Source organism: Ramlibacter sp. WS9 (assembly GCF_003797765.1).
Lineage (GTDB): Bacteria > Pseudomonadota > Gammaproteobacteria > Burkholderiales > Burkholderiaceae_C > Ramlibacter.
Genome location: NZ_RKMB01000003.1, coordinates 340295 through 362939 on the forward strand (window position 1 = coordinate 340295; position 22645 = coordinate 362939).

Sequence of the window (22645 nt, forward strand, 5' to 3'; positions counted from 1 at the left end):
CGGGACCCGTGGACCAGGACGCCTTGCTCAAGCTGCTGGCCCGATTCCAGGCCGAGGGCGTGCAGTATGTCCTGGTCGGGGGGCACGCCGTCCGACTCAATGGGTTCGTGCGCGCCACGGAAGACATCGACATCCTGCTTCCGTCTTCCGTGGAAAACGGACGCAGGGTCATTCGCGCGCTGGACTTCCTGGCCTCAAGCAAGGACCTCGACCCGGCGTGGTTCGAGGTGCCACCAGGCGAGCCGGAAAACATCAGGGTGGCCGACGACTTGCTGATCGATTTCCTGTTCGCCGCGAATGGGCAGACATACGAGAGCCTGCACGATCATGTCCGCACACTGCGTATCGAGAATGTGGAAGTCAGGACATTGGACATCGAAGGCCTGCTCAAGACCAAGACCGACTACCGCGACAAGGATCGCATCGATCGAGAAGCGCTGAACCGGCTCAAGAGCCAGCTCTGAACGCCCTCTCAGCGCGGCTTGCGCGCTGCCTTGCCGGCCGGCTTGGCCGAACCTGTCACGCGCGGCGGCAGGCCGGTGTGCTGCGTCAGCATGCGGCCACGCACCGGTTTGGCTGGCGCGCTGACGGCAGCGGCAACCGAGGGCTTGCCCGCAGTCGGCGTCGAATTCTTGCGGCGCGCACTCTGGTAGCTGCCGTCGGTAATCGGTTGGTAGGCCGGGATCAGCTGATGCTTGCCGCTGCCGATCAGGTCGGCGCGGCCCATGGCCTTGAGCGCATCGCGCAGCAGCGGCCAGTTGTTCGCGTCGTGATAGCGCAGGAAGGCCTTGTGCAGGCGCCGGCGCCGCTCGCCGCGGACGATGTCCACGGCCTCGCTGTCGCGCGTGATCTTGCGCAGCGGGTTCTTGTTGCTGTGGTACATCGCCGTGGCCGTAGCCATCGGGCTCGGGTAGAACGTCTGCACCTGGTCGGCGCGAAAGCCGTTCTTCTTGAGCCACAGCGCGAGATTCATCATGTCCTCGTCGCTGGTGCCGGGGTGCGCCGCGATGAAGTACGGTATGAGGTACTGCTTCTTGCCGGCCTCCGCGCTGTACTTCTCGAACAGCGTCTTGAACTTGTCGTAGCTGCCGATGCCCGGCTTCATCATCTTGGTGAGCGGGCCCTGCTCCGTGTGTTCGGGCGCGATCTTGAGATAGCCGCCGACGTGGTGCTGCACCAATTCCTTGACGTACTCGGGCGACTGCACGGCCAGGTCGTAGCGCAGGCCGGAGCCGATCAGGATCTTCTTGACGCCCTTCAACGCGCGCGCGCGGCGGTACATCTTGATGAGCGCCGAGTGGTCGGTGTTCAGGTTCTGGCAAATGCCGGGGTAAACGCAGCTGGGCTTGCGGCAGGCCGACTCGATCTCGGGCGACTTGCAGCCGATACGGTACATGTTGGCCGTGGGGCCGCCCAGGTCAGAGATGACGCCGGTGAATGCGGGGATCTTGTCGCGGATTTCCTCGATCTCGCGAATCACCGAATCTTCGCTGCGGCTCTGGATGATGCGACCCTCGTGCTCGGTGATCGAGCAGAAGGTGCAGCCGCCGAAGCAGCCGCGCATGATGTTGACCGAGAAGCGGATCATTTCCCAGGCGGGAATCTTGGTTGCGTGCTCATGGCTGCCGTTCTCGTCGGCGTACGCCGGGTGCGGGCTGCGTGCATACGGCAGGCCGAAGACGTAGTCCATCTCCGCCGTGGTCAGCGGGATGGGCGGCGGTGTGAGCCACACGTCGCGGTCGCCGTGGGCCTGCACCAGGGCGCGGGCATTGCCGGGATTGGTTTCCAGGTGGAGCACGCGGTTGGCGTGGGCGTACAGCACCGGGTCGCTCTTGACCTGCTCGTAGGCCGGCAGGCGGATCACCGTGCGATCGCGCGGCGGGACCTTGAGTTTGACCTTCGGGTTGGGCACGAAGGTCAGCGGCTGGATGGCGGGATTCGCCTCAGGTACGCCACTGCCCTCTTCCTTCGTGCAGGTCGCACCTTGAGCCTCGGCCTGCTCCTGCGTCGTCTGGTAGGGGTTGATGTGCTCCTCGACCCGGCCCGGCGTGTCGACGCTGGTCGAATCGATCTGGAACCAGCCTTCGGGCTTGGTGCGCTGGATGAATGCGGTGCCGCGAACGTCGGTGATCTCTTGCACCGGCTCTTTCGCCGCCAGCCGGTGGGCGATCTCGACGATGGCGCGCTCGGCATTGCCGTACAGCAGCAGGTCGCACTTGGCGTCCACCAGGATGGCGCGGCGAACCTTGTCCGACCAGTAGTCGTAATGCGCGATGCGGCGCAGCGAGCCTTCGATGCCGCCCATCACGATGGGCACATCGTTGAAGGCCTCGCGGCAGCGCTGCGAGTAGACCAGTGACGCGCGGTCCGGCCGCTTGCCGCCGACGTCGCCGGGGGTATAGGCGTCATCGCTGCGGATCTTGCGATCGGCCGTGTAGCGGTTGATCATCGAATCCATGTTGCCGGCGGTGACGCCGAAGAACAGATTCGGTCTGCCCAGGGCCTTGAACGGGTCGGCGCTTTGCCAGTCGGGTTGGGCGATGATGCCCACGCGAAAACCCTGCGCTTCCAGCGTGCGGCCGATCACGGCCATGCCGAAGCTCGGATGGTCCACGTACGCGTCGCCCGTGACGATGATGATGTCGCAGCTGTCCCAGCCGAGCTCGTCCATCTCCTTGCGGCTCATCGGCAGGAATTTCGACGTGCCGAAACGGCTCGCCCAGTACTTGCGGTAGCTGGTGATCGGCTTCGCGGCGCGCGCGAAAAAGGAAACGTCGACGGGGGCGTTCATTGGGGCGGGTCAGGAGGGGACGCGAGGAGCGTCGGCAGGGGAACCCACGATTTTACGATTTAAGGCCGCAAAGAGCCAGCTTCATGGGTATTGGGCCGGTTCAGCCGTCCTGGTCGACCTCGGCGGCGCATTGCGCGTGGACATGGTCGATGAGGGTGATGACGTCCTCGGCGCGCTCGTAGCGGGCCATGAGCGACAGGCACACCATCGACAGGAAAAGCTCCGACCGGCTCTCGCCCACGCTGGCAAGTGCCTCGCAAAGCGCGGAATAGCTGCGGTCCAGGTCGTCATCGGTCATGGGGGAGGTTCCTTTTGCCCGACCATACCAACTGCCCCCGTTTCGGACAAGCGCGCCGGCCCTCGTTTGCTGGCGCTTGCGCAACTGGGAACGGATCTCGCCGCCGTCCCCGTGCCGCCCGTGTCGGCCGGAAGGAACTTCCTGCGCGCCACCCAGCCTGTTGCGATGCACCGCCCTGCCGCCGCAATGTCACGGAGGGCGCAGGCGGCCAGGCAGGCCAGATGTAGGCTTTGACCGGCACCCCAAGGAGACCCTATGCCCGACTTCAGCACCCTGCGCATCGGCAAGGACGCCGCCAATCCGCGCGTCGCCCGCCTGCTGCTCAACCGTCCCGGGAAACTCAACGCGATCAACGACTCGACGCCGCGCGAAATCCGCGCTGCCGTCGAATGGGCCAACGCCGACGAAGAAATCCACGTGATCGTCGTCGAAGGCGCGGGCAAAGGCTTTTGCGGCGGCTACGACCTGACCGAGTTCGGGCAGGGCCGCATCGACCACCCCTGCCAGCAGGAGCGCCACCCCTGGGACCCGATGGAAGACTACGCTTTGATGAAGCGCAATACCGAGGACTTCATGAGCCTGTGGAAGAGCGCGAAGCCCACCATCGCCAAGGTGCACGGCTACGCAGCCGCCGGGGGCAGCGACATCGCCCTCTGCTGCGATTTGCTCGTGATGGCCGACGACGCGCGCATCGGCTACATGCCCACGCGCGTGTGGGGTTGCCCGACGACGGCGATGTGGACGTACCGGCTGGGGCCGGCGCGCGCCAAGCAGCTCATGTTCACGGGCGACACGATCGACGGCAAGACCGCCGCGCTCTGGGGTCTCGCCAACGAGGTGGTGCCGGCGCCGGAACTGGAGGCGGCGACGATGAAACTCGCCAACCGCATCGCCGGCGTGCCACGCGGGCACCTCGCGATGCACAAGATGGTGGTCAACCAGGTCATGCTCGCCATGGGGCTGGAGCAGAGCCAGCAGATGGCCACGGTGTTCGACGGCATCACCCGCCACAACCCCGAGGGCTTGTGGTTCCGCCGCTATGCCCAGGCCGAAGGCTTCAAGGCCGCGGTGGAATGGCGCGACAGCGGCAGGCCGATCCCGGAAGGAGATGAAGCGCGGGCGATGATTCGCGAGCTCGAACAGAAGCGGTAGAGGGGGCTGTCATTGCCGCCTCTCAAGGCATCGCCACACCCAGTTTCGCAGCCCACGGCTCCAGCATCGGCATGATCGACGGATAGAGCTGCACGCCCGATTTGCGCTGCGTTTCCGCGAGCGCCAGGCCTTTTTCGCCGGGCATGCGCACGGCGACACCCGCGCGCGCGGGTCGCGAGGCGCGACACTGTTCGGTGACCGTGCCCGTCTGGCGCATGAATGTGTCGACGCCCGCGAAGGCGGGCGGATCGATGACCTGCAGGAAAACGGTTGCGCCCCACCCTTCACGCTCGTCCGCACGGCCGTGTCCTGCAAGACCGCCCGTGAGCGCCTCCACGAGAAGAGACAGGCCGTAGCCCTTGTGGCCGGAATCGATGCGCCCAAAGGAAGGATCGTTCCTTTCGGCTCGTTGAACAGTGCGGCCGGCTCGCCATCGCGTGCCATGCCGCCGGATTCGAGTTCAGCCAGGTACGGGCCGAGCAGCGCGAGGCCGTGGGTGTCATGAAAATGTTCAGGCGGCCGCCGGCCCCGACCGCATCGCGCGAAGGCCGCGCATGATCAACGGGAAGAACCATACCAGCAGCGTGATGACGGCCAGCCCCAGCGCGATCGGCCGGGAGAAGAACGCACCCATGTCGCCGTTGGATTTGATCATCGAAGTGATGAAGTTCTCCTCCAGCATGCCGCCCAGCACCACGCCCAGAATCGCGGGAGCGATGGGAAAGCGATTGGCTTCGAGCAGGTAGGCAATGATGCCCGCCACCAGCATCACACCCACCTCGAACACGGTGTTGTTGATGGCGAATGTGCCGACGATGCAGAACAGCAGGATCACCGGCATCAGTATTTCGCGCGGCACCTTGAGAATGCGCCTTGCCACCTTGATGCACAAGATGCCCAGCGGGATCATGATGATGTTGGCGATGATGAACAGCAGGAACACCGCGTAGATGTTCTGCGGATTGGTGGTGAAGAGCGTCGGCCCCGGGTTCATGTTCTTCATGTAGAGGACGCCGATCACGATGGCCGTGATCGAGTCGCCCGGGATGCCGAAGACGAGTGCCGGGATCCACGCGCCGGCCAACGCACTGTTGTTGGCCGAGCCCGATTCGACGATGCCCTCGACGTGGCCGGTGCCGAACTTCTCCGGCTCCTTCGAGAATTTCTTGCTCATCGCATACGACATCCAGGCCGCGATGTCGGCGCCGGCGCCGGGCAAGGCGCCGACGGCAGTACCCAGGACGCTGCCCCGCAAGATCTGCACGGGATACTTCTTCGCGAGCGCCCATTGCCCGGCCATGACGTTGCCCACCTTCTCGACCACCAGTTCCGCCGGCGGACTCGTGTCCACGACGAACCGGATGATCTCGGAAATGGCAAACATGCCGATCATCATCGCGATCATGCCGATGCCGCCGGTCATTTCGGCGTTGCCGAAAGTGAAGCGCGGAAAACCCGCCGGGTTGCCCAGGCCGACACAGGCCACGAGCAGCCCGAGCAGCAGCGTGACCACGCCCTTGAGCGGCTGGTTCGACGTGATGAACACCGCGCACGTGAGACCCAGCAGCACGAGCCAGAAGTACTCGAACGAGCTGAAGTTGAGCGCGAAGTTCGCCAGCGCCGGTGCAGCCACGATGAGCACGGCAGTGCCGAACAAGCCGCCCACCGCGGAGAACACCAATCCGGCGCCGAGCGCCAGCTCGGCCTCGCCTTTGCGCGTCATGGCAAAGGCCTCGTCCGTGTACGCGGCCGAGGCGGGCGTGCCGGGTATTCGCAGCAGGCAGCCCGGGATGTCGCCCGAGAAAATCGCCATCGCCGTCGCAGTCACCATCGCGGCAATGGCCGGGATCGGCGGCATGAAGAAGGTCACCGGCACCAGCAGCGCCGTCGCCATGGTGGCCGTCAGGCCCGGCACGGCGCCGACGAAGAGGCCGAACAGCGACGCGGCGAACATCACCATGATGGTGTTCGGCTCGAACACCATGGCGAAAGCCTGGCCGATCGCGGTCCACGTTCCCATGTGCGGCTACCAGGCGTAAGGCGTCAACAGGCCCCAGGGCAGAGGCACCCTCAGCAGCTTGTAGAACGCAAAGTGGATGACGAAGGTCGCGATCACCGCAATCAGCACGGCGCGGCCCGGCGGCACGCGCAGCACGAGCAGCATCGCGACGAGGATCAACATCGCCGTCGGAAGGAAACCCAGCCAGTTGGCCGCGACGATGTAGAAGACGATGGCGCCGAGAAGAATGCCCAGCGCAAGCACGTGGCGCGGGGAACGCACCCAGTCATCCCACGCGACCCAGGCCTCGCGCGGCCGCTCGCGCAACCCGCTCCAGACGAGCATGGCGCCGCAGACGCACAGGCCCATGGCGATCAAGCCGGGAAAGAGCGCGGGCCCGACCGGCTGGCCGGGGATCTTCGGGAAACCCTGTACCCCGAAAAGCACAGCGGCGCCCAGGGCCAGCAGCACCAGCCCGAAGATGGCGTCGTTGAGTTTCACTTGAGTTTCACGCAACGAGGCCCTGGATCCCCGCCTGCGCGAGGATGACGGCAGGCGCCGTCACTTCACCAGGCCCACGGCCTTCATCGTCGCGCCAAGATCGGTGTCGGACTTGGCCATGAACTTGCCGAAATCATCGGGACCTGCGTAGATGACGCCGAAGCCGCGGCTGGCCATGAAGTCGGTGTAGTCCTTGCTGGCCGCGACCTTGCGCACGGCCGCGGCCAGCTTGTCGCGAATGTCGTTCGGCAGGCCCTTCGGCGCAACGATGCCGCGCCACGCCGCCATGGTCCAGTCGCTACCGATGGCCGACTTCAGCGTCGGCACGTTGGGATACAGCGCAGAAGGCTTGGCATCCATGATCGCGAGGCTCTTCACCTTGTTCGCGTCGATCAGCGAGCGGGCTTCGGGCAGAGACACCGGCGCCACTTCGACGCCGCCGGCCACCATGTCCTGCAGGCCCGGCGCGGCACCGTTGCTCGGCACCCAGGGGAGCGCCGCCGGGTCGATCTTCTGGTCTCGCAGCAGGCCCGCGATGGCCAGGTGCCAGATGCCGCCCTGCCCGGTTCCCGATGCCTTGAACTTGCCAGGGTTGGCCTTGATCGCGGCCAACAAGTCCTGCACGGTCTTGTAGGGCGCGTCGGCGCGCACCTGGATGCCCGCGGGGTCGGCGTTGACGAGGCCGATAGGCGTGTACGACGCCGGCGTGAGTTCGGTCAGGCCCTGCCAGTGCATCATGGCGATCTCCACCGTCGCCAGGCCGAGCGTGTAGCCGTCCGGCGGCGACGACGCGATGGCCGCGTGGCCCACCACGCCGCTCCCACCCGTCCGGTTGACCACGGTGACCGGTTGGCCCAATTCCTTTTCGAGCAGGCTGCCAATGATGCGTGCAGTGGCATCGGTGCCACCGCCTGCGCCCCAGGGAACGATCAGCGTGATCGGCCGCGCCGGGTAGTTCTGCGCGGCAGCAGGTAGCGCACCGGCAGCCAGGGCGACCGCAGCCATCGCGGCGGCAAGCAGGGATCGGCGGGAACGGTTGGACATGGGGTCTCCTTTACAGCTGGTCAGATGGTCAAGTTGTCGGACAACTCACGGAATCTATCGGACGGAGGTCGCCGCGCCCATTAGGGTCAACCATAGATGGCCGCCCACTGCACAATGCCCGGATGAACACTGCCTCCCTCCTGAACGCGACCGCTGCGGATGTGGTTTATTTCTGGCGTGAGGCCGGTCCCAGCCGCTGGTTTCGCAAGGACACCGCTTTCGACGACCAGTTTCGCACGCGCTTTTTGGGCGCGCACGAGGCGGCGCTGCGCGGTGAGCTCGATGGATGGGCGCGCGACGCCTCGGGCGCTCTTGCCTTGCTGATCCTGCTCGACCAATTCCCGCGCAATGCGTTTCGCGGTACCCCGCGCATGTTCGAAAGCGACGCCAAGGCGCTCGGCATCGCGCGTCAGGCCATGGATGCCGGCTTCGACATGCAGGTCGACGAGGCGCTGCGCAACTTCTTCTACCTGCCCTTCATGCATTCGGAGCAACTGGCCGACCAGGATCGTGCCGTCGAGCTCACGCGCAAACTGGGCGACGAGCCGTTGCGCTACGCCGTCCTGCACCGGGACATCATCGAGCGGTTCGGCCGCTTCCCGCATCGCAACGCGGTGCTGGGCCGCACCACCACACCTGAAGAACAGCGGTTCCTCGACGACGGCGGCTTCGCCGGTTGACTACCGGCTGGCCAGCCAGGCGGCGTAAAAGTCGATGAACGCACGGACCTTCGCCGGCACGTAGCGCCCCGGCGGATAGACGGCATACAGGCCGCCACGTGGCAGCGTCCATCCGGGCAGCACGCGCACAAGTCGTCCTGCGCTCACTGCATCGTCGCTGCTGAACTGGTCCATCACTGAAATGCCAAAGCCGCTTTGCAGCAGCCCGCGCAGTGTGCCGACCGAGTCGGTCCGCAACCTTGCGCCCACCCGTACGGTGCGCTTCTGGCCCTTCGCGGAAGTGAAGTTCCACGTCAAAGGCGCGGGCAGCAACGTCAACGCAATCCATTCATGCGCGGCCAGGTCGGACGGATCGGCGATGGGAGGCATCCGCTCCAGGTAGGCCGGTGAGGTCAGCACGTGCTGTTCGAACTCGCCGAGCTTGGCCGCGCGCAGGCTGGAGTCTCGCAGCCAGCCCATGCGCAGCGCCACGTCGATGCCTTCCTTGAGCATGTCGACCACGCGGTCGCTGGTCCGCACGTCGATTTCCAGCCGTGGATGCAAGACCGCGAAAGCGGCGACGGCTGGTGCGACGGTGTGTGCGGCGTAGTCCACCGCCGCACTGATGCGCAGCACACCGCCCAGCTCGCTTTCGCCGCCGGCCTGGGCCAACGCCTCCTGCAAACCTCGCAGCGGGGGGATGCATTGCGCATAGAGCGCCTGCCCTGCTTCCGTCAGCGCGACCCGCCGCGTGGTGCGGGAAAAGAGCGTGACCCCCAGCCGCGCCTCGAGCCGCGCGATGTCCAGGCTGACCTTGGCCTTGGCCACGCCGAGTTGCTGGGCGGCGGCGGTGAAGCCCCCGGCTTCTGCCACTGCAGCAAAGACCGGCAAGGCGTTGAGATCGGAAGCGGTGCTGTTGGCAACCATGGGTTCGATTGTCGCTGAATCCTAAACAATCATTTCAGACAATCGCTGTTTATCGGATCAGGCAAAGGCGCGACCATCGGTGCATCGACCCATCGCCATCAAAAGGATCTCTCATGAAAATCGCACTCATCGGCGCCACCGGCTTCATCGGCTCGGCGCTGCGCCAGGAAGCATTGGCCCGCGGCCACACCGTCACGGCGCTTGTCGGCCGCCCGGAAAAGCTCCCGGCAGCGCCCAACCTGCAAGGTGTCCAGGCAGACGTCCATGACACCGCCCGCCTCGCGGAAGCACTCAAGGGGCACGACGTGGTGTTGAGCGCCTTCAGCGGTCACGCACAAGGCGACGTCGAGGGCTATTACCTCGAGGGCGTCCGCTCGATCATCGCGGCGACGCGCCAGGCCGGCGTCAAGCGCCTGCTGGTGGTCGGCGGCGCGGGCAGCCTGGAAGTCGCGCCCGGCGTGCAGTTGCTGGACACCCCGGGATTTCCGGCCGCGTACAAGGGGACGGCTGAGGGCGCGCGAAAGGCGCTGGCCCTCTTGCGCGAGGACAGCGCGCTCGACTGGTCGATGTTGAGCCCGAGCGCGGTGATTGCTCCCGGCGAGCGCACGGGCCAATTCCGCCTCGGCGGCGACCAGCTTTTGAAGAACGCGCAAGGCGACAGCCGGATCTCGGTTGAAGACTACGCCGTGGCATTTCTGGACGAAGTGGAAAAGCCGGCACACTCGCGCCGGCGGTTCACGGTCGGCTACTGATTGCGTTCATAACTGGCTCAGAACTGGCCCAACCCGGCGAACGTGCTCATGGCCGCGCTGCCCTGCGCCGGCGCCGGCGTGAGGCAGACCTGCGCCAGGTCGCTGTCGTGGAATTCCTCCATCAGCAGGCAGCCTCCGTTGTCGGCGTGCATGTCGTCCTTGACCAGCGCGTAGGTTTCGGGTGACACCGCGATGCTGCCGGTGGCGGCTGTAGCGGCCACCTTCGCCGCCAGCCAGATCTCGTGCCCGATAAGGGTGCAGCCGACCTGGTGGTCGCTGCGGAAGGTGCCGATGTCGCAAACACCGGTGTGGACGCCCATGCGCAGGTGCAGGTCGTTCGCGCTGCGCTGCAGATCCATGGCCATTCGGACGCAAGGGCCCGGTTCGTCGAAGAAGACCGCGGCCGCGCCGTCGATGTAGCGGTCCACCACGCCGTTGTAGCGCATGGCCAGCCATTCGACTTCGGCGGTAAAACTGTCGCGCTCGCGGTCGTTCCAGACGCGCAGCTCGCCCGCCTCTGCATAGAGCACCGTCTGAACTTTCTGCTCGAATTGAATGCCTTCGAGTTCCGGCCCGTGGAACAGCGCTTCCCAGCTCTCGGGCGCCAGGTGCCGGGCCAGCTTTTCGGACAAGGCTTCGACCCGCCGTGCGTGGGCGGTAGCCCGCACGTGCGCCTCGACGCGCTTGACCACCAGTTCAGGATCGACCGGCTTGGTCAGGTAGTCGACCGCTCCCAGGTCCATGCCCAGGCGTTCGTCCTGCTGGCTGGCCAGGGCAGTGAGAAAGATGACGGGGATGTTCGCTGTCGGCGTGTGCTGGCGGATGCGCCTGAGCACCTCGTAGCCATCCATGTCCGGCATCATGATGTCCAGCAGCACCATGTCGGGCGGGTTGGACGACATGACCACCTTCAGCGCTTCCTTGCCCGAGGACGCCTGCACGACCTCATAGCGGTCCTCGAACAGCCCGTTCATCAGGAACAGGTTGTCGGGCATGTCGTCGACAACGAGGATGCGCGGCACGTGGACGTCTTGGGTGGATTCGCTCGGATTCATCAGTGGCCCCTTGGTTGGCTGGGTGTGACTGGATGAGACCACGCAGAGCTTTTCCGCCCGTAGGCAAAACAGAAGGTCGGCTTAGGGGAAATGCCTAGGCCTGGCCGTACAGGCGGTACGCCTGCGACTTCGCCAGCCGCCTGGCGCGAACCAATCCGCCGCCGAGGGCCTCACCGCCCATCGGGTCCACGTAGTCGCGGTCGCCGAACGGTTTCGACGGGTCGACGCGGGCCACGCCGATGTTGAACATGAACACCGGTTCGGTGAGCGCCTTGAACCAATGGATGTTGTCCTTGTCGTCGGAAATGCTGGTGACTTCACCGGGCGCGATCAGCTTGTCCGCCGTTGGCCGGATGACCATGCTTTCGGCGTCGTCCGAAACGCGGTCGAAGTGGCGCGCGTGCGCGCTACCCTTGAGCATCATGTGCATGGTGACCATGTTGTGGTGGCCGTGAGGAACCACTGAAACGCCCTTTTTCAGGGCGAACAGGTATGCGCTGAAATGAAGGGAGTCGGGCAGGCCTTCCTTCCTGTCGAAGTAGATGCGCCTCACAGATTCATGGTCGGCGGGCAGCGGCACGCGTACGGCGCGCTCCGCGAGCTGGTCGAAGCTGATGGCCCTCAGCAGGTCCTTCATGTCGACGCGCTCGAGCAGCGCGCCGATCATGGCTTGCCACTCCACCTGCAGCATGCGGCCAGAGGCCACGGCCGCGCATGCCCCTTCCATGTCGTGCAGCCAGCGCCGCACGAGCGGCTTCACGTTGCCGCCCAGCGCATGCGCTCGGCAAACCGCACCGGCGAGCGCCAGCGTGAGCAGAGAGCCCATCAGACCTCTGGTGAAGTCGCGTCTTGGTTGGTCTTCCATCCCGATCGGGATGTTAGTCGGGTTCCACGGCGAGCGTGCGCGAGCTGCCCACGCCTTCCGTCATCATGCGACGCAGTTCGGTCATCACCGCACGCTCGACACCCACGAACCCGTGCTGCGTCTGCGCCTGGCACGGGTCGCCGCGCACGCCCTTTGCGCCGGTCACACTGACCAGTGTCACGCCGGCCTCCCGCGCGATGCTTTCCGCGCGCTGGTAAGGCGTGGCGACACACGGATCGTCCATGTGATGGACAAAAGCCTGCGCGATGCCGACGCGCCGGTAGTCGAAACGCACCAGGCTGCGCGCGTTCTGGCCACGGTACGGGTCGGTGATGGCCGCCGTATGCAGCACCCCGGCGAATTCGCCCGCGCTCGCATGGGTCGGCATGAACGCGGAGCTGATAGTGCCCAGGCTCGTGCCCACCAGCCACACATGTTTGATGGACGGCAGTTGGGCCCGAGCTGCGGCGATGAGGCGGGCCACGTCCTCATGACGCTGCCTGGAGGCCTGGTACTCGCCGGAGCACAGGTCGCCCTGGTCGGTGCGGCAATCAACCACCAGGGTCGCGACCCCTGTCCCGGCCAAATGCCGGCGCGCCCGGATGAGGAAATTGCCGGTGAGGCGTGAAGCCACCATGCTGCGGCCCTCGACTTGCGGCCGCACCACCGAAGGGTTGCCGGGCAAAAGCACAGCGAGGTGGGTGGGCGCGGTGGCGCCGTCCTTCTGCGACAGCACGCCTTCCTGGCGCACGCCCGGCGCCAACTCCACCGAGACAAGGCGTTCGTCCAGGCCTTGCGCGTGCTGCGGAACATCCGCCGCCCAAGCGCAGGAAACCCAGGCAAGCAACGCTGCAGCGAGCAGGTTGCGCAGTGCGGCGTTCATGCGGCCTTCTTCCGCTTGGCAGCTGGCTTCTTTCCCAGCTTGGACAGATCCAGCCGCACCCACGCCGGCGCATGGTCACTGGCCTTTTCCTGCCCGCGCACCCAGCGATCAACGCCCGCTTCCACCAGGCACGGCGCCAGTTGCGCGTTGAGCAGCAGGTGGTCAATGCGCAAGCCTGCGTCGCGCTCCCAGTGCTTGCGAAAGTAATCCCAAAAAGTGAAGATCGCTTCGTCGGGATGCAGGCTCCGGATCGAGTCCACCCAACCTTGCTTGAGCAGGCGCTGGTAGCACTCGCGGCTCTCCGGCTGCAGCAGCGCGTCCTTCAGCCATGACCGCGGGTTGTAGATGTCGAAGTCGGTCGGCACCACGTTGTAGTCGCCGCACATCGCCACGGGGTGGCCCGATGCGAACAGGCCTGCCGCATGCTTGATGAAGCGCTCGAACCAGGCGAGCTTGTAGTCGAATTTCGGCCCCGGCTGCGGGTTGCCATTGGGCAGGTACAGGCAGGCGACGATGACGCCGTCGACCGCGGCTTCCAGGTAGCGGCTCTGCTCGTCCGACGGATCGCCCGGCAGCTCGCGCCGGATTTCCACAGGCTCCATGCCGCGCGCCAGGATCGCCACACCGTTCCATGAACGCTGCCCTTTCCAGAGCGACTCGTACCCGGCCTCGCGCAGCGCCTCGTGCGGGAATGCCTCATCGAGAGCCTTGAGCTCCTGCAGGCACGCGACGTCCGGCTGTTCGCGCGCAAGCCAATCCAGCAGGTGATGCACCCGCGTCTTGATGCCGTTGACGTTGAAGGTCGCGATCTTCATCCGCGGATCATCGCAAATGCCGAGGCGCCGCGCATAAGGCGCCGTCCTACAGCGAAAGTGCTGGCGCTCGCGCATAGTGGCCTGAACGGGCGCGAGCGCGCCGGCTTCCACACTGCAAGAGACCTCATCATGCCCATCCGATTCAGCACCCAAGCTGCCAACGCCGACCACATGGGGCCAGAGCCGGACGCGCCTGCCGGAATGCCCGACACTGTCGGCGCCGACGGGACACCGCGCGACCGCGCCGACCGCATGCAGCGCGAGCCTCGGTCCGGCGCGCAGGAGACGCCCGATGCGGGCAAAGCCGGCAAGGACATCAACGCGCCGGGCTTCACCAAGGAAAAGGATTCGGACAAGAATTAGCGCTTGACCCGCTTGCGACTGAACGCCTCGCCGTTCCTTCCCCGCGTTGTCGGACGAGGCCCCAAGAACCGAAACGCGCAGGGGCGCTCCAACACGCATGACCTATCGCGCTCTTGCGGCGCTTGTGCTGGTGGCCTCTGCTGCATCGGTGCTGGGCGCTGCTGATCCAGACCCGCTGAAATCGGAAGCCTGCAAGGACGCGCTGGCCGCCATGGAACAGGTTATCGCCGCGCCGGCATCACCCGCGCGGGCCACGCATGTTGCGGCGGCGCGCGAGGAAGCCGCGGTTGCCTGCCTGGGCAGAAGCGCCGGCCGAGCAATGCGCTCCGGCGCACCTGAACCTGCGGTGGTGGTGCGGCCGCCGTCGTTCGCTGGGCCGGGCGTGCCGCCCGCTGTGCCTGCAGCCGCCGCCCCCACGCCCGCGCTGGTGATCCCGCGGCCCACGGTGATCACGATTTGCGATCCGGGCGGCTGCTGGGACAGCGACGGCCGCAGGCTCAACAGCATAGGCCCGCTGCTGATGAGCCCGCGTGGCCCATGCACGGTGCAGGGCGGAATTGCCAACTGCCCCTGAAGGCGCGGTCCCTCAGCACAACCGGTAACCGGCCGACACGCGCTGCCTACATCTCCGACACGGCGCCGATACGCCACGGGCGTTCAATAAGGTATGCGGACCATTCGCCCGCCCAAGGAGATCGTGATGAGAAAGTTGATGTTGCCTCTGTCCCTGGCCGGCGCTGCCGCGCTGACGGGCTGCGTGGGATACGGCGGCGGGGTGTACAGCACCGGTGGTTACTACGACAACTCGCCCTACTACGGTGGCTCTTACTATGGTGGAGCGCCCTATTACGGCAGCGGCGTAGGTGTCGTGATCGAGCAACGCTCGGGCTATCCGTACGGCGGCTACACGCGCCGTGACCGCGACGGCGATGGCGTGCCGGACCGCTACGACACGCGGCCGAACAATCCGCGGCGCTATTGAGACGCCATTGATTGAGCGTGATGAAACGGGCCCGAAGCGGGCCTGTTCTCCGTTGCAAGCCGACATCCTTTGCAAGCCGGCTTGACCCGCCCGTGGAGCGCTGTCACACTCCACCCCTTTCCAACGCACCACAGGAGACAACGCCATGCAGAAAATTGCCCTTACCCTCCTGTCGGCTGCCTGAACTGCGCCCCGCGCCCTTCGTTTCAGATTCCGTTCCCGCTTCCGTTTTCGTTCGCGCTGCGGTAATCCCGGTTCGTTGATTCGCCCGCGTCCTTCGCGGCCGACATTCCCTCTTCTCATTCGTGCCGCGCGCATTGCGCGCCGGCTGTGTTCGCGCGCGCCGCGGACGAAGATTCTGGAATACCAACGTTCATCATGGAAATCAATTTCGAACAACTGCGGCCCATCGGCCTCACGCAATCGATCGCCAATCAGCTCTACACACTGAAAGACCCCCTCCCCGACGGCGCGCGGCTGATGCGCATCACGGAAGTCCAGCGCGACTGGTTCGGGCTGGGCGACGGGCCGCTGGAACATCGGGCCCGCGCCCTTCACAAGTTGTTGCACGACTTGCAGGAATACGGCGACACCCTCACTGTCGGCGACTGGGTACTGGTTGAAGGCAATGCCGGCGGTGAGCTCTGGATCACCGCCCGCCTGCCGCCCGTGACGCAGATCGCGCGCCGGGCCAACGACGGTCGCCGCCAACCACTCGCCAGCAACGTCGACACCGCCTTGCTGGTGATGGGGCTGGACGACGACTTCAATCCGCGCCGCATGGAGCGCTACATCGCGATGGTGCGGGCCAGCGGTGTCGTGCCGGTCGTGGTGCTGACAAAGCGGGACATCGGCCGCGACGTGCAGCAGCGCGTGGAACAACTGCGTCACCGTCTGCCGCCCGACATTGCGATCGTCGCGGTGAACGGGCTCTCAGACGATGCCGCCGAGCAACTGCGACCCTGGCTTTCGCAGGGACAGACGCTCGTGCTACTCGGTTCGTCCGGCGCGGGCAAGTCGACGCTGACGAACACTCTGTTGCAAGAGGACGTGCAGTCGACCGGCGGCGTGCGAAAGGGAGATGGCCGGGGGCGCCACACGACGACGGCGCGCTCGCTGCACCAGAGCCCGGCCGGCGCTTGCATCGTGGACACGCCGGGGCTGCGAACCTGGCGCGCGGACGCCGACGCCGAGGCATTGGCCGCGACGTTCGACGACATCGAGACGTTTGCGTCGCGCTGCCAGTTCCGTGATTGCCGGCACGAGAGCGAGCCCGGCTGTGCCGTGCGCGCCCAGGTGTCGGAAGACCGGCTGCTCAACTATCACAAGCTGTTACGTGACGCGCAGCGGGGGCAGCAAACGCCCATGGAGCGCATGGCGCAGCGGCGGAAGTGGAAGGCGCTGGGCAAAGCCGGCAGTGCCCGCGCCCGGGACAAGCGCGGATGAGGAGCGTTTAAGATGCCCCATGCTGAAAAAATCCATCATCGTCATCGCCCTTGCCGTGGCCGGAGTGACCACCGTCCACGCCCAATCGACCCCCGCCAAGAAGGACTTGGCCGCACGCATCCTGAAGGCGCAGAACGCCGGCATCGAAGCCATGGCCCGCTCCCTGGTCGAGCAGCCCGCCGTGGAGCTGTTGGGCAATGCCGGCAATGTGCTGCCCACCCGCGTGCCGAAGGAAAAGCAGGATGCTGTCGCCAAGGAAATCCAGGGCGACGTGCAGAAGTACCTGGACGAGGCCGTGCCCGTGATCCAGGCTCGGGCCGTCAAGCTCGCGCCCACCACCATCGGCGCCATGCTCGAAGAAAAATTCACCGAAGACGAGCTCAAGCAGATCCTCGGCATCATCGAATCGCCGGTCTACAGCAAGTTCCAGCGCATGGGCGAGGAGATGCAGAAGTCACTCACCGAAAAGCTCGTCGCGGACACGCGGCCCACGATCGAGCCGAAGCTGCGTGCGCTCGAGCAGAGCGTGGCCAAGCGCCTTGGGATCACCACCCCGGCCGCCGCCGGTGCCGGGCCGGCACGCGCGCCCGCCAAGCCGGCGAGCAAGTGACCCTCAAAGCGCCTCGTTTCAGGTGGCCCAGAGGCCGCTGATACTTTCGTGAAGACCGCGCGACCGAAACACGGTCGGCGCGCCGTCGATCTCGCTGTGCCACACGCAACAGGGCCTTTCGGCAGCGGCAAAAAACTCTGCGACTGAGCCCGTGACACGGTTTCCCGAACCCGGCTGCGGATCTCCGCCCTGGGTCGGCAGGCCGAGCCGAAACAGTTCGTTCTCCAGAGCGTCGATCGACCAGTCCTCATCGAGCGCGTCCATCGCAATGTCTTCCAGGCGGTGCAGCCAGGCCCACAGTGCATCCTGCGTGTTCGCATCGATGGGCGCTTCCTGCAGAGGCGCGGCAAGCGTCAGCGGATAGTAGCGCCCGACCCGGTCCACGGATGGCATGAGCACGCCGGTCCATGCGCCGGCATGAAACGGCGCAGGAAGAAACCCGGGTGCGACGAGAAAACGCCAAGTGGGCGCCGCCAGGTACGCGTCGATCCAGCGATCCCCATCGTCGGCACGCATCTTGGCGAGGCCCGCGGACACCCAGCTGTCCCAATGGTCGATGAACCGCGCATCCAGCCGGCGGGATGCGAAGTCACTGACCGTTGGCAATTTACCGTGCCAACCCGCAGCGCCTTCGCGTGTCATAGCGATCCGGGACAACGGAACTGCTGGATTTCCGCCATCCGGAACGGGTTCAGCACGCTGTTGGCGATCACCTCGAGCTTGGCTCGCTTGCCCTCGATGTTGACCACCAGCGCGAATTTCTCCGGCTGCGACGTCGGCTGCATCTCGAAGCGGTCGATGAACCTGAACAGCGCCCAGGGCCCCTCGAAATTCACCGGGGTCGCCCCCGGCACGGCCGACAGGCGGATGCGCGAGGCGACCTTCTGGCTGGGCCACGTGACAACGGTCGACGCGGGATTTCCGGCAATGAATTTGTGCACCTGCCCGTCGACGTCGAGCTGCAGCTCCTTCAATCCCTCACTCATCTCGGCCACCCGGATTTCCATCCTGAAGCTAGGCGCCTTGCCGCCGCTTCGGAAGAACGCTTCCTTGATCCGGGCGGCTCGCTGGAACTCGGCCAACGCGGCGGTGCCGGGTGTCCGTGTGCCATCGGGCAAGGGCTTGTAGCGCCATGGATTCACGCCCGTGTCCACGATCGCGGCCAACCGCCGCTGGTAGAACTCATCGAGCATTCCGCCCACGCCGAACAGTTGGCCGAAATCGTCTGGGAGAACGTCTGCCTGCGAACCCGAGGCAAAGGGATAACGGTTGGTGATGGCACGATTGCAGAAGTCGAACACCGGCTTCAGCTCGCTCGTCAATGCTTCACGCTCGCCCTCGCGGCTGCCCTTGGCGCCCACGTCGGCAAGCGCAGTCACCATGCTCCTGATGGGCTCCGGCAGCGTCGCGCCAGCGGCCTTGACGCGCTCCGCACCGCCCCCCGGCGGTGGCGGGGACTTGCTCTTCATCGCCGAATCCACCGCCTGGAGCTGGCCGAGCACCTCGCCGAACAGCTTGGTCACCTCGTCGATCGGCGCGGGCGAGCCTTGAGCCAGCCGGCGGATCGGGGCGAAGTGGTCGTCGACGATTCGCTCGATGGGGCCGCTGCCGCTTTGAACGGCGGGTTGCACACCGGCCAGGGCTGCCATCTCGGCCTTCTTCTGGGCAGCCTGGTTGGCGAGCGCGCCGGTCACGCTCTGGGTGTCCGGCCCGGATGCCGGGACCAACGTCGTTTCCCGTGCGACGGCCCGAATGTAGGCGGCGAGCGGAGAGTCGACGGCCGCCAGCACACGCGCCACCTCCAGGCTGCTGGTCACGCCGGACACTTTGACCAGCCGCACGTCGGCCAGGTACTTGTCCCACGTCTTGACGTAGTCCTCCAGATACAGCCGCTTCACGCGTTCGCCCAGGTCGCTGGACGCCAGACCCGTGAGCTTCACGTCAGACGGCCTTCCCAGCACCCACGCCTCCTCGGAAGCAAGCTTCAGCGCGGCAACCTGCACCGAACTCTGGAATGCCTTCTGATAGCCGTCCTTCGAGTAAAAGCCGGACACGCCGCGCGAGAGCGGCTCTCCGCTCGCGCGCTCGAAGACCCGCGGTGCGTTCGGCCCGCCCGCGCCCGCCACGGTGAACTCCGGACGGTCGCCGCGGTACTGCCGCTTGATGCGGCTGTAGACGCGGTATTCGAGCGGGAAGGAAGCCAGCATGTCCCGCGTGGTTTGCACGAGTTGCTTGTCGACCGGCGATGGACTGGCCGGCGCGCCTTGCGCCAGCAACGCGTCCAGGTGTGCGTCGAGGGCCTTGCGTTGCTCCGGGCTCAGTTTCTGCGCGTAGTTGACATCCCAGTCGACAGCGATCCACGCCTTCAACGCATCGGCGTCGAACTTGTCGGGCGTGTACAGCATGAGGTAGTTTTTCAGCGCCTCGTACGCCTGCTCGAGGTTGTTCCTGGACGTGGCCCGAAGCCGCTCTTCGAGCCGGCGCGTCAACCGGGGCAGCAGGGTCTGGTCCAGCAATCGGCGATAGGCGATGGCTGCGGCGGCATCCAGCTTGTCCCCTTGGTAGAGGCCCAGGGTGTTGAGAAGCGGCGGGTCGGCCAGCGCAAAGTCGCTGGGCTCGGCCGCCGCGCGCACGGCCGTCAACGGCGGCGACAGCGGCGCCGCGTCGCCGGAAGGATCGGGCGAGATCGCGTCCACTGCCTTGCGCAATTCGGGGAGCTTTGCGAGGACCTGTCCGGCGTATTCCTGGTTCCGGTTCCAGCTCACAGCCCAGCCGGCAATCATCGCAACGAAAACGATCCCGATGGCCGCGAAACCGGCGCTTCGCAAAATCAGCCGGCGCCGCTCGGAGCGTGCGTTGAACGACACCAGATGCTGCTCGAGAAAGATCACATCCTTGAGCAGGCGGTGCAGGAAGAAACTCTTGCCGCGCCCCACAAGCGACGTGGATTGCGCGGGCAATCCGAAAGAACGGGACAGCGCGCCCAGCACGCGGTCAATGGGCGTGCCCTCTTGCGTGCCACTCGTGAAATAAACACCGCGCAACCGGACGTCTTCGCGCAGCGCACCCGCGCTCGAGAAGACCGCCTGCAGGAATTCGCGCAAGACCGGGCGAAGGCTGGCCACTTCCAATGGGAACTTGAAGATGCTCGCGCGCTTCGAGCCGTCCCGCTCGGCCTGCAATCGCGCAAAGAGACCGCTGTTCAGCCTTTCTTCCAGCGCGCCGAAGTCGGCATCGAAAGTGGCGAGCGGCTCTTTCGCTGCGTCCAGCGCATCGAAGGTGAACCCCCAGACCTGGTCGCGCTGCTCCTTGTTGAACGCGTCGAAGGTTTCGGTGAACCCGGCCAGCAGGTCCGTCTTGGTGATGAGGACGTAAACCGGCGGCGTCACGCCCAGCTTCGACTGCAGTTCGTGCAGCCGCTCCCTCAGCTTCTGGGCGTGCTGGCTGCGTTCCGTGGGCGCCTGCTGCAGCAAATCCTGGATGTTGATCGTCAGCAAGACCCCGTTGATGGGCCTGCGCGGACGGGTCTTTCGCAACAACTGCAGAAAGCGATCCCACGCGCTGGCGTCGACCGCCGAGTCTGACTCCTGCGTGGTGTAGCGGCCAGCGGTGTCGATGAGCACCGCGTCCCTCGTGAACCACCAGTCGCAATTTCGCGTGCCGCCGATCCCTTTGACCGATCCGCCTGACGCTGCGTCCGTCAGGAGAAACTGCAGGCCGGCGTTCTGCAACGCCGTGGTCTTGCCGGACCCGGGCGCGCCGACGAACACATACCAGGGCAGCTCGTAGATCGATCTGCCGCGGCCGAACCAGGAACTGCCACCGCCCTCGCCCTTGAGCTTATGCAGGGCGTCGCGAAAGCGCTGGTTGAGGACTTCGTTCTCGCGGTCGATGGCACTGCCGCTGCCGCTGGAGGACAAGCCTTCCAGAAGCGCCGCATTGGCGCGCCGACGGCGAATGGCACGCCACACCAGCAGCGCAATCCAAGTCAGCCAGATGAGTGCCACCACCACCACGCGGGCCGAGGTGGATTCCAGGGGCCGCCAGCCACCGATGGCCAACAGCGGACCCACCCACCAGACGAGTGCCGACAGGCCGAGCAGCGCCAGCGCCGTCAGGACCCCTTTGATGGAAAACCGTTTGAACATTTGCACGGCGAGCGCATCCTGTTGTTAGGTGGCCTGAGACAGCCTCAGCGTGATCTCCACCCGGCGGTTCTTTGAACGCCCCGCCGGGGTGGCGTTGTCGGCGACAGGCTGGGTGTCGGCCATGCCCTCGGAACGCAGACGTTGGGGTTTGACCTTCACGGCCAGCTTCTCCTTGACGGACTTGGCCCGCTCCTCCGACAGGTGCCAGTTGGACGGGAAGCGCATCGAGCGTATCGGCTGGTTGTCGGTGTGGCCGGTGACCACCACCTGCCCATCGATGCGATCCATCTCCTCGGCAATCCGGTTCAGGAGCGGAAGGAAGCGCGCCTGGACCTCGGCGCTGCCGGGTTCGAAAAAGCCATCGCCCTTGATGATGACGATGGAGCGATCGGCCAGGTCGCGCACTTCCACCAGCTGGGCGTCGATCTCCGGCTTGAGGAAACCGGACAGCCGTGGTGCGACGGCGACTGGCGGTGGCAGAGGCGCGGTTGCCGGCGCCGCCTTCACGTTCAAGGACTGCAACTGCGCAAACACATTGTCCGTGCGGCTCGACATGGCCAGCCGCAAGGCGAGAAAGACCAGCGCCAACAGGAGAGCGGCCGCGGTGGCGATCACCCAGACAGGGATTCCATCCCGCAGACGCTGGCCGACGCCGGCCGCCCCTGCCCATTTGGGCGACAGTTCACCGAGCGGCGTGCCGCTGTGCTGGCGCAGCATCAGGGCCAGCTTCTCGCGCAGGTCTTCCAGGAGGGCGCGGCCGTTGTGGGCCACGCGGTAGCGACCTTCGAAGCCCAGGGAAATGATGCAATAGATCAACTCCAGGAGCGACCGATTCCTGCCGACGTCCTCGGACAGCTTGGCCAGCAGCGCAAAGACCTTCTCGCCACCCCAGGCCTCGTTGTGGAATTGCACGAGCAGGCTCTGCGCCGCCCAGGCGCCGGCGCCGCCCCAGGGCGTGCTGGACGCGCACTCGTCGACGTACGTGCACAGGACGTAGCGGGCAGCCACGATCTGGTCATTGGGCAGGCCGCGCGCACGCGCTTCGCGCTCGACCTTTCGAATGGCTTCAGCGAGCGCGGAGCGCAGGCCCTCGACATTGGCATGGTCCGGCGTCGAGCGAATGCGGGTGGCCGCCGTCAGCAAAGGCGCCGAGATCTGCAGCAACGGGCTTTGGCCCGTGGCGTCGTGCATCTCCGGCAAGGGCGCCACGTCCGCATTGCGAGTTTCAGGCGCCACCGATGGGGCCGTGCGCGCGCCGCGCCCGGCCGACGGCTTGATGATGGTCCGGTCGGTTTCGAAGTCGGAAAACGGATCAAACTCGGCCATCACATCTCCATCATCGGTTCACCTGGGCG

Annotated in this window: 23 protein-coding genes; 9 read left to right on the forward strand and 14 right to left on the reverse strand. The window is 65.9% G+C overall.

All coding sequences use genetic code 11. From position 1 onward, the window contains the following. Positions 1-8 precede the first annotated feature (8 nt). Positions 9-464 carry a hypothetical protein gene (locus tag EEB15_RS07535; RefSeq protein ID WP_141509193.1) on the forward strand — a complete coding sequence of 152 codons (456 nt, stop codon included), beginning with the start codon at positions 9-11 and terminating at the stop codon, positions 462-464. Positions 465-472: 8 nt separating this feature from the next. On the opposite strand, the gene EEB15_RS07540 is transcribed toward EEB15_RS07535, so the two are convergent. Together EEB15_RS07540 and EEB15_RS07545 are read right to left on the reverse strand one after the other, a co-directional pair. Next, on the reverse strand, positions 473-2791 hold the full coding sequence (locus EEB15_RS07540; protein ID WP_141509194.1) for a YgiQ family radical SAM protein: 2319 nt from the start codon (positions 2789-2791) through the stop codon (positions 473-475). Positions 2792-2891: 100 nt separating this feature from the next. After that, the gene (locus tag EEB15_RS07545; RefSeq protein ID WP_141509195.1) at positions 2892-3089 is read right to left on the reverse strand and encodes a hypothetical protein; all 198 of its coding nucleotides are present in this window, start codon (positions 3087-3089) and stop codon (positions 2892-2894) included. Positions 3090-3344: 255 nt separating this feature from the next. Here EEB15_RS07545 and EEB15_RS07550 point away from each other — a divergent pair, with 255 nt between their 5' ends. Then, the gene (locus tag EEB15_RS07550; protein ID WP_141509196.1) at positions 3345-4241 is read left to right on the forward strand and encodes a crotonase/enoyl-CoA hydratase family protein; all 897 of its coding nucleotides are present in this window, start codon (positions 3345-3347) and stop codon (positions 4239-4241) included. A gap of 22 nt (positions 4242-4263) precedes the next feature. On the opposite strand, the gene EEB15_RS07555 is transcribed toward EEB15_RS07550, so the two are convergent. The 4 genes from EEB15_RS07555 to EEB15_RS07570 all read right to left on the reverse strand — a co-directional run bounded on the left by EEB15_RS07555 (position 4264) and on the right by EEB15_RS07570 (position 7785). Next, positions 4264-4578, reverse strand: coding sequence for an Ldh family oxidoreductase (locus EEB15_RS07555; protein WP_158290031.1), 315 nt, complete (start codon positions 4576-4578; stop codon positions 4264-4266). A gap of 174 nt (positions 4579-4752) precedes the next feature. Continuing rightward, on the reverse strand, positions 4753-6261 hold the full coding sequence (locus EEB15_RS07560) for a tripartite tricarboxylate transporter permease (protein WP_141509198.1): 1509 nt from the start codon (positions 6259-6261) through the stop codon (positions 4753-4755). Between the two features lie 6 nt (positions 6262-6267). Then, positions 6268-6741 carry a tripartite tricarboxylate transporter TctB family protein gene (locus tag EEB15_RS07565; protein WP_141509199.1) on the reverse strand — a complete coding sequence of 158 codons (474 nt, stop codon included), beginning with the start codon at positions 6739-6741 and terminating at the stop codon, positions 6268-6270. A gap of 60 nt (positions 6742-6801) precedes the next feature. After that, complete coding sequence (locus tag EEB15_RS07570; protein ID WP_141509200.1) at positions 6802-7785, reverse strand: tripartite tricarboxylate transporter substrate binding protein; 984 nt, start codon at positions 7783-7785, stop codon at positions 6802-6804. 122 nt (positions 7786-7907) lie between these two features. Between EEB15_RS07570 and EEB15_RS07575 the strand changes: the two genes are divergently transcribed. After that, entirely contained in the window at positions 7908-8465 is a 558-nt protein-coding gene (locus EEB15_RS07575; protein ID WP_141509201.1) for a DUF924 family protein, read from the forward strand. On the opposite strand, the gene EEB15_RS07580 is transcribed toward EEB15_RS07575, so the two are convergent. After that, positions 8466-9371: a LysR family transcriptional regulator gene (locus tag EEB15_RS07580; RefSeq protein ID WP_141509202.1), complete on the reverse strand. Its 906-nt coding sequence runs from the start codon at positions 9369-9371 to the stop codon at positions 8466-8468. It lies immediately after the preceding gene. Between the two features lie 113 nt (positions 9372-9484). Between EEB15_RS07580 and EEB15_RS07585 the strand changes: the two genes are divergently transcribed. Further along, the gene (locus EEB15_RS07585) at positions 9485-10123 is read left to right on the forward strand and encodes an NAD(P)-dependent oxidoreductase (protein WP_141509203.1); all 639 of its coding nucleotides are present in this window, start codon (positions 9485-9487) and stop codon (positions 10121-10123) included. 17 nt (positions 10124-10140) lie between these two features. Here the strand turns inward: EEB15_RS07585 and EEB15_RS07590 are convergent, their stop codons facing one another. The 4 genes from EEB15_RS07590 to xth form a co-directional block, all read right to left on the reverse strand. After that, positions 10141-11178, reverse strand: coding sequence for a response regulator (locus tag EEB15_RS07590; protein ID WP_141509204.1), 1038 nt, complete (start codon positions 11176-11178; stop codon positions 10141-10143). Between the two features lie 94 nt (positions 11179-11272). Continuing rightward, a complete protein-coding gene (locus EEB15_RS07595) occupies positions 11273-12004 on the reverse strand; it encodes a hypothetical protein (protein ID WP_141509205.1) in 732 nt (243 codons plus the stop codon). Between the two features lie 52 nt (positions 12005-12056). After that, positions 12057-12926, reverse strand: coding sequence for an alpha/beta hydrolase (locus EEB15_RS07600; protein WP_141509206.1), 870 nt, complete (start codon positions 12924-12926; stop codon positions 12057-12059). Further along, positions 12923-13741, reverse strand: a complete 819-nt coding sequence (gene xth, locus EEB15_RS07605; RefSeq protein WP_141509207.1) for an exodeoxyribonuclease III — start codon at positions 13739-13741, stop codon at positions 12923-12925. The genes EEB15_RS07600 and xth overlap by 4 nt, the downstream gene beginning before the upstream one ends. Before the next feature lie 129 nt (positions 13742-13870). Between xth and EEB15_RS07610 the strand changes: the two genes are divergently transcribed. The 5 genes from EEB15_RS07610 to EEB15_RS07630 all read left to right on the forward strand — a co-directional run bounded on the left by EEB15_RS07610 (position 13871) and on the right by EEB15_RS07630 (position 17142). After that, the gene (locus tag EEB15_RS07610) at positions 13871-14104 is read left to right on the forward strand and encodes a hypothetical protein (RefSeq protein ID WP_141509208.1); all 234 of its coding nucleotides are present in this window, start codon (positions 13871-13873) and stop codon (positions 14102-14104) included. A gap of 97 nt (positions 14105-14201) precedes the next feature. Continuing rightward, entirely contained in the window at positions 14202-14678 is a 477-nt protein-coding gene (locus tag EEB15_RS07615; protein ID WP_141509209.1) for a hypothetical protein, read from the forward strand. A gap of 126 nt (positions 14679-14804) precedes the next feature. Then, a complete protein-coding gene (locus EEB15_RS07620; protein WP_141509210.1) occupies positions 14805-15086 on the forward strand; it encodes a hypothetical protein in 282 nt (93 codons plus the stop codon). Positions 15087-15464: 378 nt separating this feature from the next. Beyond that, complete coding sequence (gene rsgA, locus EEB15_RS07625) at positions 15465-16532, forward strand: ribosome small subunit-dependent GTPase A (protein ID WP_233259392.1); 1068 nt, start codon at positions 15465-15467, stop codon at positions 16530-16532. A gap of 19 nt (positions 16533-16551) precedes the next feature. Beyond that, on the forward strand, positions 16552-17142 hold the full coding sequence (locus tag EEB15_RS07630; protein ID WP_141509211.1) for a hypothetical protein: 591 nt from the start codon (positions 16552-16554) through the stop codon (positions 17140-17142). Between the two features lie 18 nt (positions 17143-17160). On the opposite strand, the gene tagF is transcribed toward EEB15_RS07630, so the two are convergent. From tagF to tssL, 3 genes are read right to left on the reverse strand one after another with little or no spacing between them, the layout of a single operon-like run. Further along, positions 17161-17784, reverse strand: coding sequence for a type VI secretion system-associated protein TagF (gene tagF, locus EEB15_RS07635; protein ID WP_141509212.1), 624 nt, complete (start codon positions 17782-17784; stop codon positions 17161-17163). After that, entirely contained in the window at positions 17781-21290 is a 3510-nt protein-coding gene (gene tssM, locus EEB15_RS07640; RefSeq protein ID WP_233259405.1) for a type VI secretion system membrane subunit TssM, read from the reverse strand. The genes tagF and tssM overlap by 4 nt, the downstream gene beginning before the upstream one ends. A gap of 24 nt (positions 21291-21314) precedes the next feature. Continuing rightward, positions 21315-22616, reverse strand: a complete 1302-nt coding sequence (gene tssL / locus EEB15_RS07645; RefSeq protein WP_141509214.1) for a type VI secretion system protein TssL, long form — start codon at positions 22614-22616, stop codon at positions 21315-21317. Positions 22617-22645: the final 29 nt, after the last annotated feature.

What these genes read in the sequence shown, in the direction of transcription:
- EEB15_RS07590 (WP_141509204.1), bottom strand. Translation starts at nt 11,178, where the DNA reads ATGAATCCGAGCGAATCCACCCAAGACGTCCACGTGCCGCGCATCCTC.
- EEB15_RS07545 (WP_141509195.1), bottom strand. Translation starts at nt 3,089, where the DNA reads ATGACCGATGACGACCTGGACCGCAGCTATTCCGCGCTTTGCGAGGCA.
- EEB15_RS07615 (WP_141509209.1), top strand. Translation starts at nt 14,202, where the DNA reads ATGACCTATCGCGCTCTTGCGGCGCTTGTGCTGGTGGCCTCTGCTGCA.
- EEB15_RS07595 (WP_141509205.1), bottom strand. Translation starts at nt 12,004, where the DNA reads ATGGGCTCTCTGCTCACGCTGGCGCTCGCCGGTGCGGTTTGCCGAGCG.
- EEB15_RS07580 (WP_141509202.1), bottom strand. Translation starts at nt 9,371, where the DNA reads ATGGTTGCCAACAGCACCGCTTCCGATCTCAACGCCTTGCCGGTCTTT.
- EEB15_RS07610 (WP_141509208.1), top strand. Translation starts at nt 13,871, where the DNA reads ATGCCCATCCGATTCAGCACCCAAGCTGCCAACGCCGACCACATGGGG.
- EEB15_RS07575 (WP_141509201.1), top strand. Translation starts at nt 7,908, where the DNA reads ATGAACACTGCCTCCCTCCTGAACGCGACCGCTGCGGATGTGGTTTAT.
- xth (WP_141509207.1), bottom strand. Translation starts at nt 13,741, where the DNA reads ATGAAGATCGCGACCTTCAACGTCAACGGCATCAAGACGCGGGTGCAT.
- EEB15_RS07630 (WP_141509211.1), top strand. Translation starts at nt 16,552, where the DNA reads ATGCTGAAAAAATCCATCATCGTCATCGCCCTTGCCGTGGCCGGAGTG.
- EEB15_RS07540 (WP_141509194.1), bottom strand. Translation starts at nt 2,791, where the DNA reads ATGAACGCCCCCGTCGACGTTTCCTTTTTCGCGCGCGCCGCGAAGCCG.
- tssL (WP_141509214.1), bottom strand. Translation starts at nt 22,616, where the DNA reads ATGGCCGAGTTTGATCCGTTTTCCGACTTCGAAACCGACCGGACCATC.
- tagF (WP_141509212.1), bottom strand. Translation starts at nt 17,784, where the DNA reads ATGACACGCGAAGGCGCTGCGGGTTGGCACGGTAAATTGCCAACGGTC.
- EEB15_RS07620 (WP_141509210.1), top strand. Translation starts at nt 14,805, where the DNA reads ATGAGAAAGTTGATGTTGCCTCTGTCCCTGGCCGGCGCTGCCGCGCTG.
- EEB15_RS07585 (WP_141509203.1), top strand. Translation starts at nt 9,485, where the DNA reads ATGAAAATCGCACTCATCGGCGCCACCGGCTTCATCGGCTCGGCGCTG.
- rsgA (WP_233259392.1), top strand. Translation starts at nt 15,465, where the DNA reads ATGGAAATCAATTTCGAACAACTGCGGCCCATCGGCCTCACGCAATCG.
- EEB15_RS07550 (WP_141509196.1), top strand. Translation starts at nt 3,345, where the DNA reads ATGCCCGACTTCAGCACCCTGCGCATCGGCAAGGACGCCGCCAATCCG.
- EEB15_RS07600 (WP_141509206.1), bottom strand. Translation starts at nt 12,926, where the DNA reads ATGAACGCCGCACTGCGCAACCTGCTCGCTGCAGCGTTGCTTGCCTGG.
- EEB15_RS07560 (WP_141509198.1), bottom strand. Translation starts at nt 6,261, where the DNA reads ATGGGAACGTGGACCGCGATCGGCCAGGCTTTCGCCATGGTGTTCGAG.
- tssM (WP_233259405.1), bottom strand. Translation starts at nt 21,290, where the DNA reads ATGTTCAAACGGTTTTCCATCAAAGGGGTCCTGACGGCGCTGGCGCTG.
- EEB15_RS07570 (WP_141509200.1), bottom strand. Translation starts at nt 7,785, where the DNA reads ATGTCCAACCGTTCCCGCCGATCCCTGCTTGCCGCCGCGATGGCTGCG.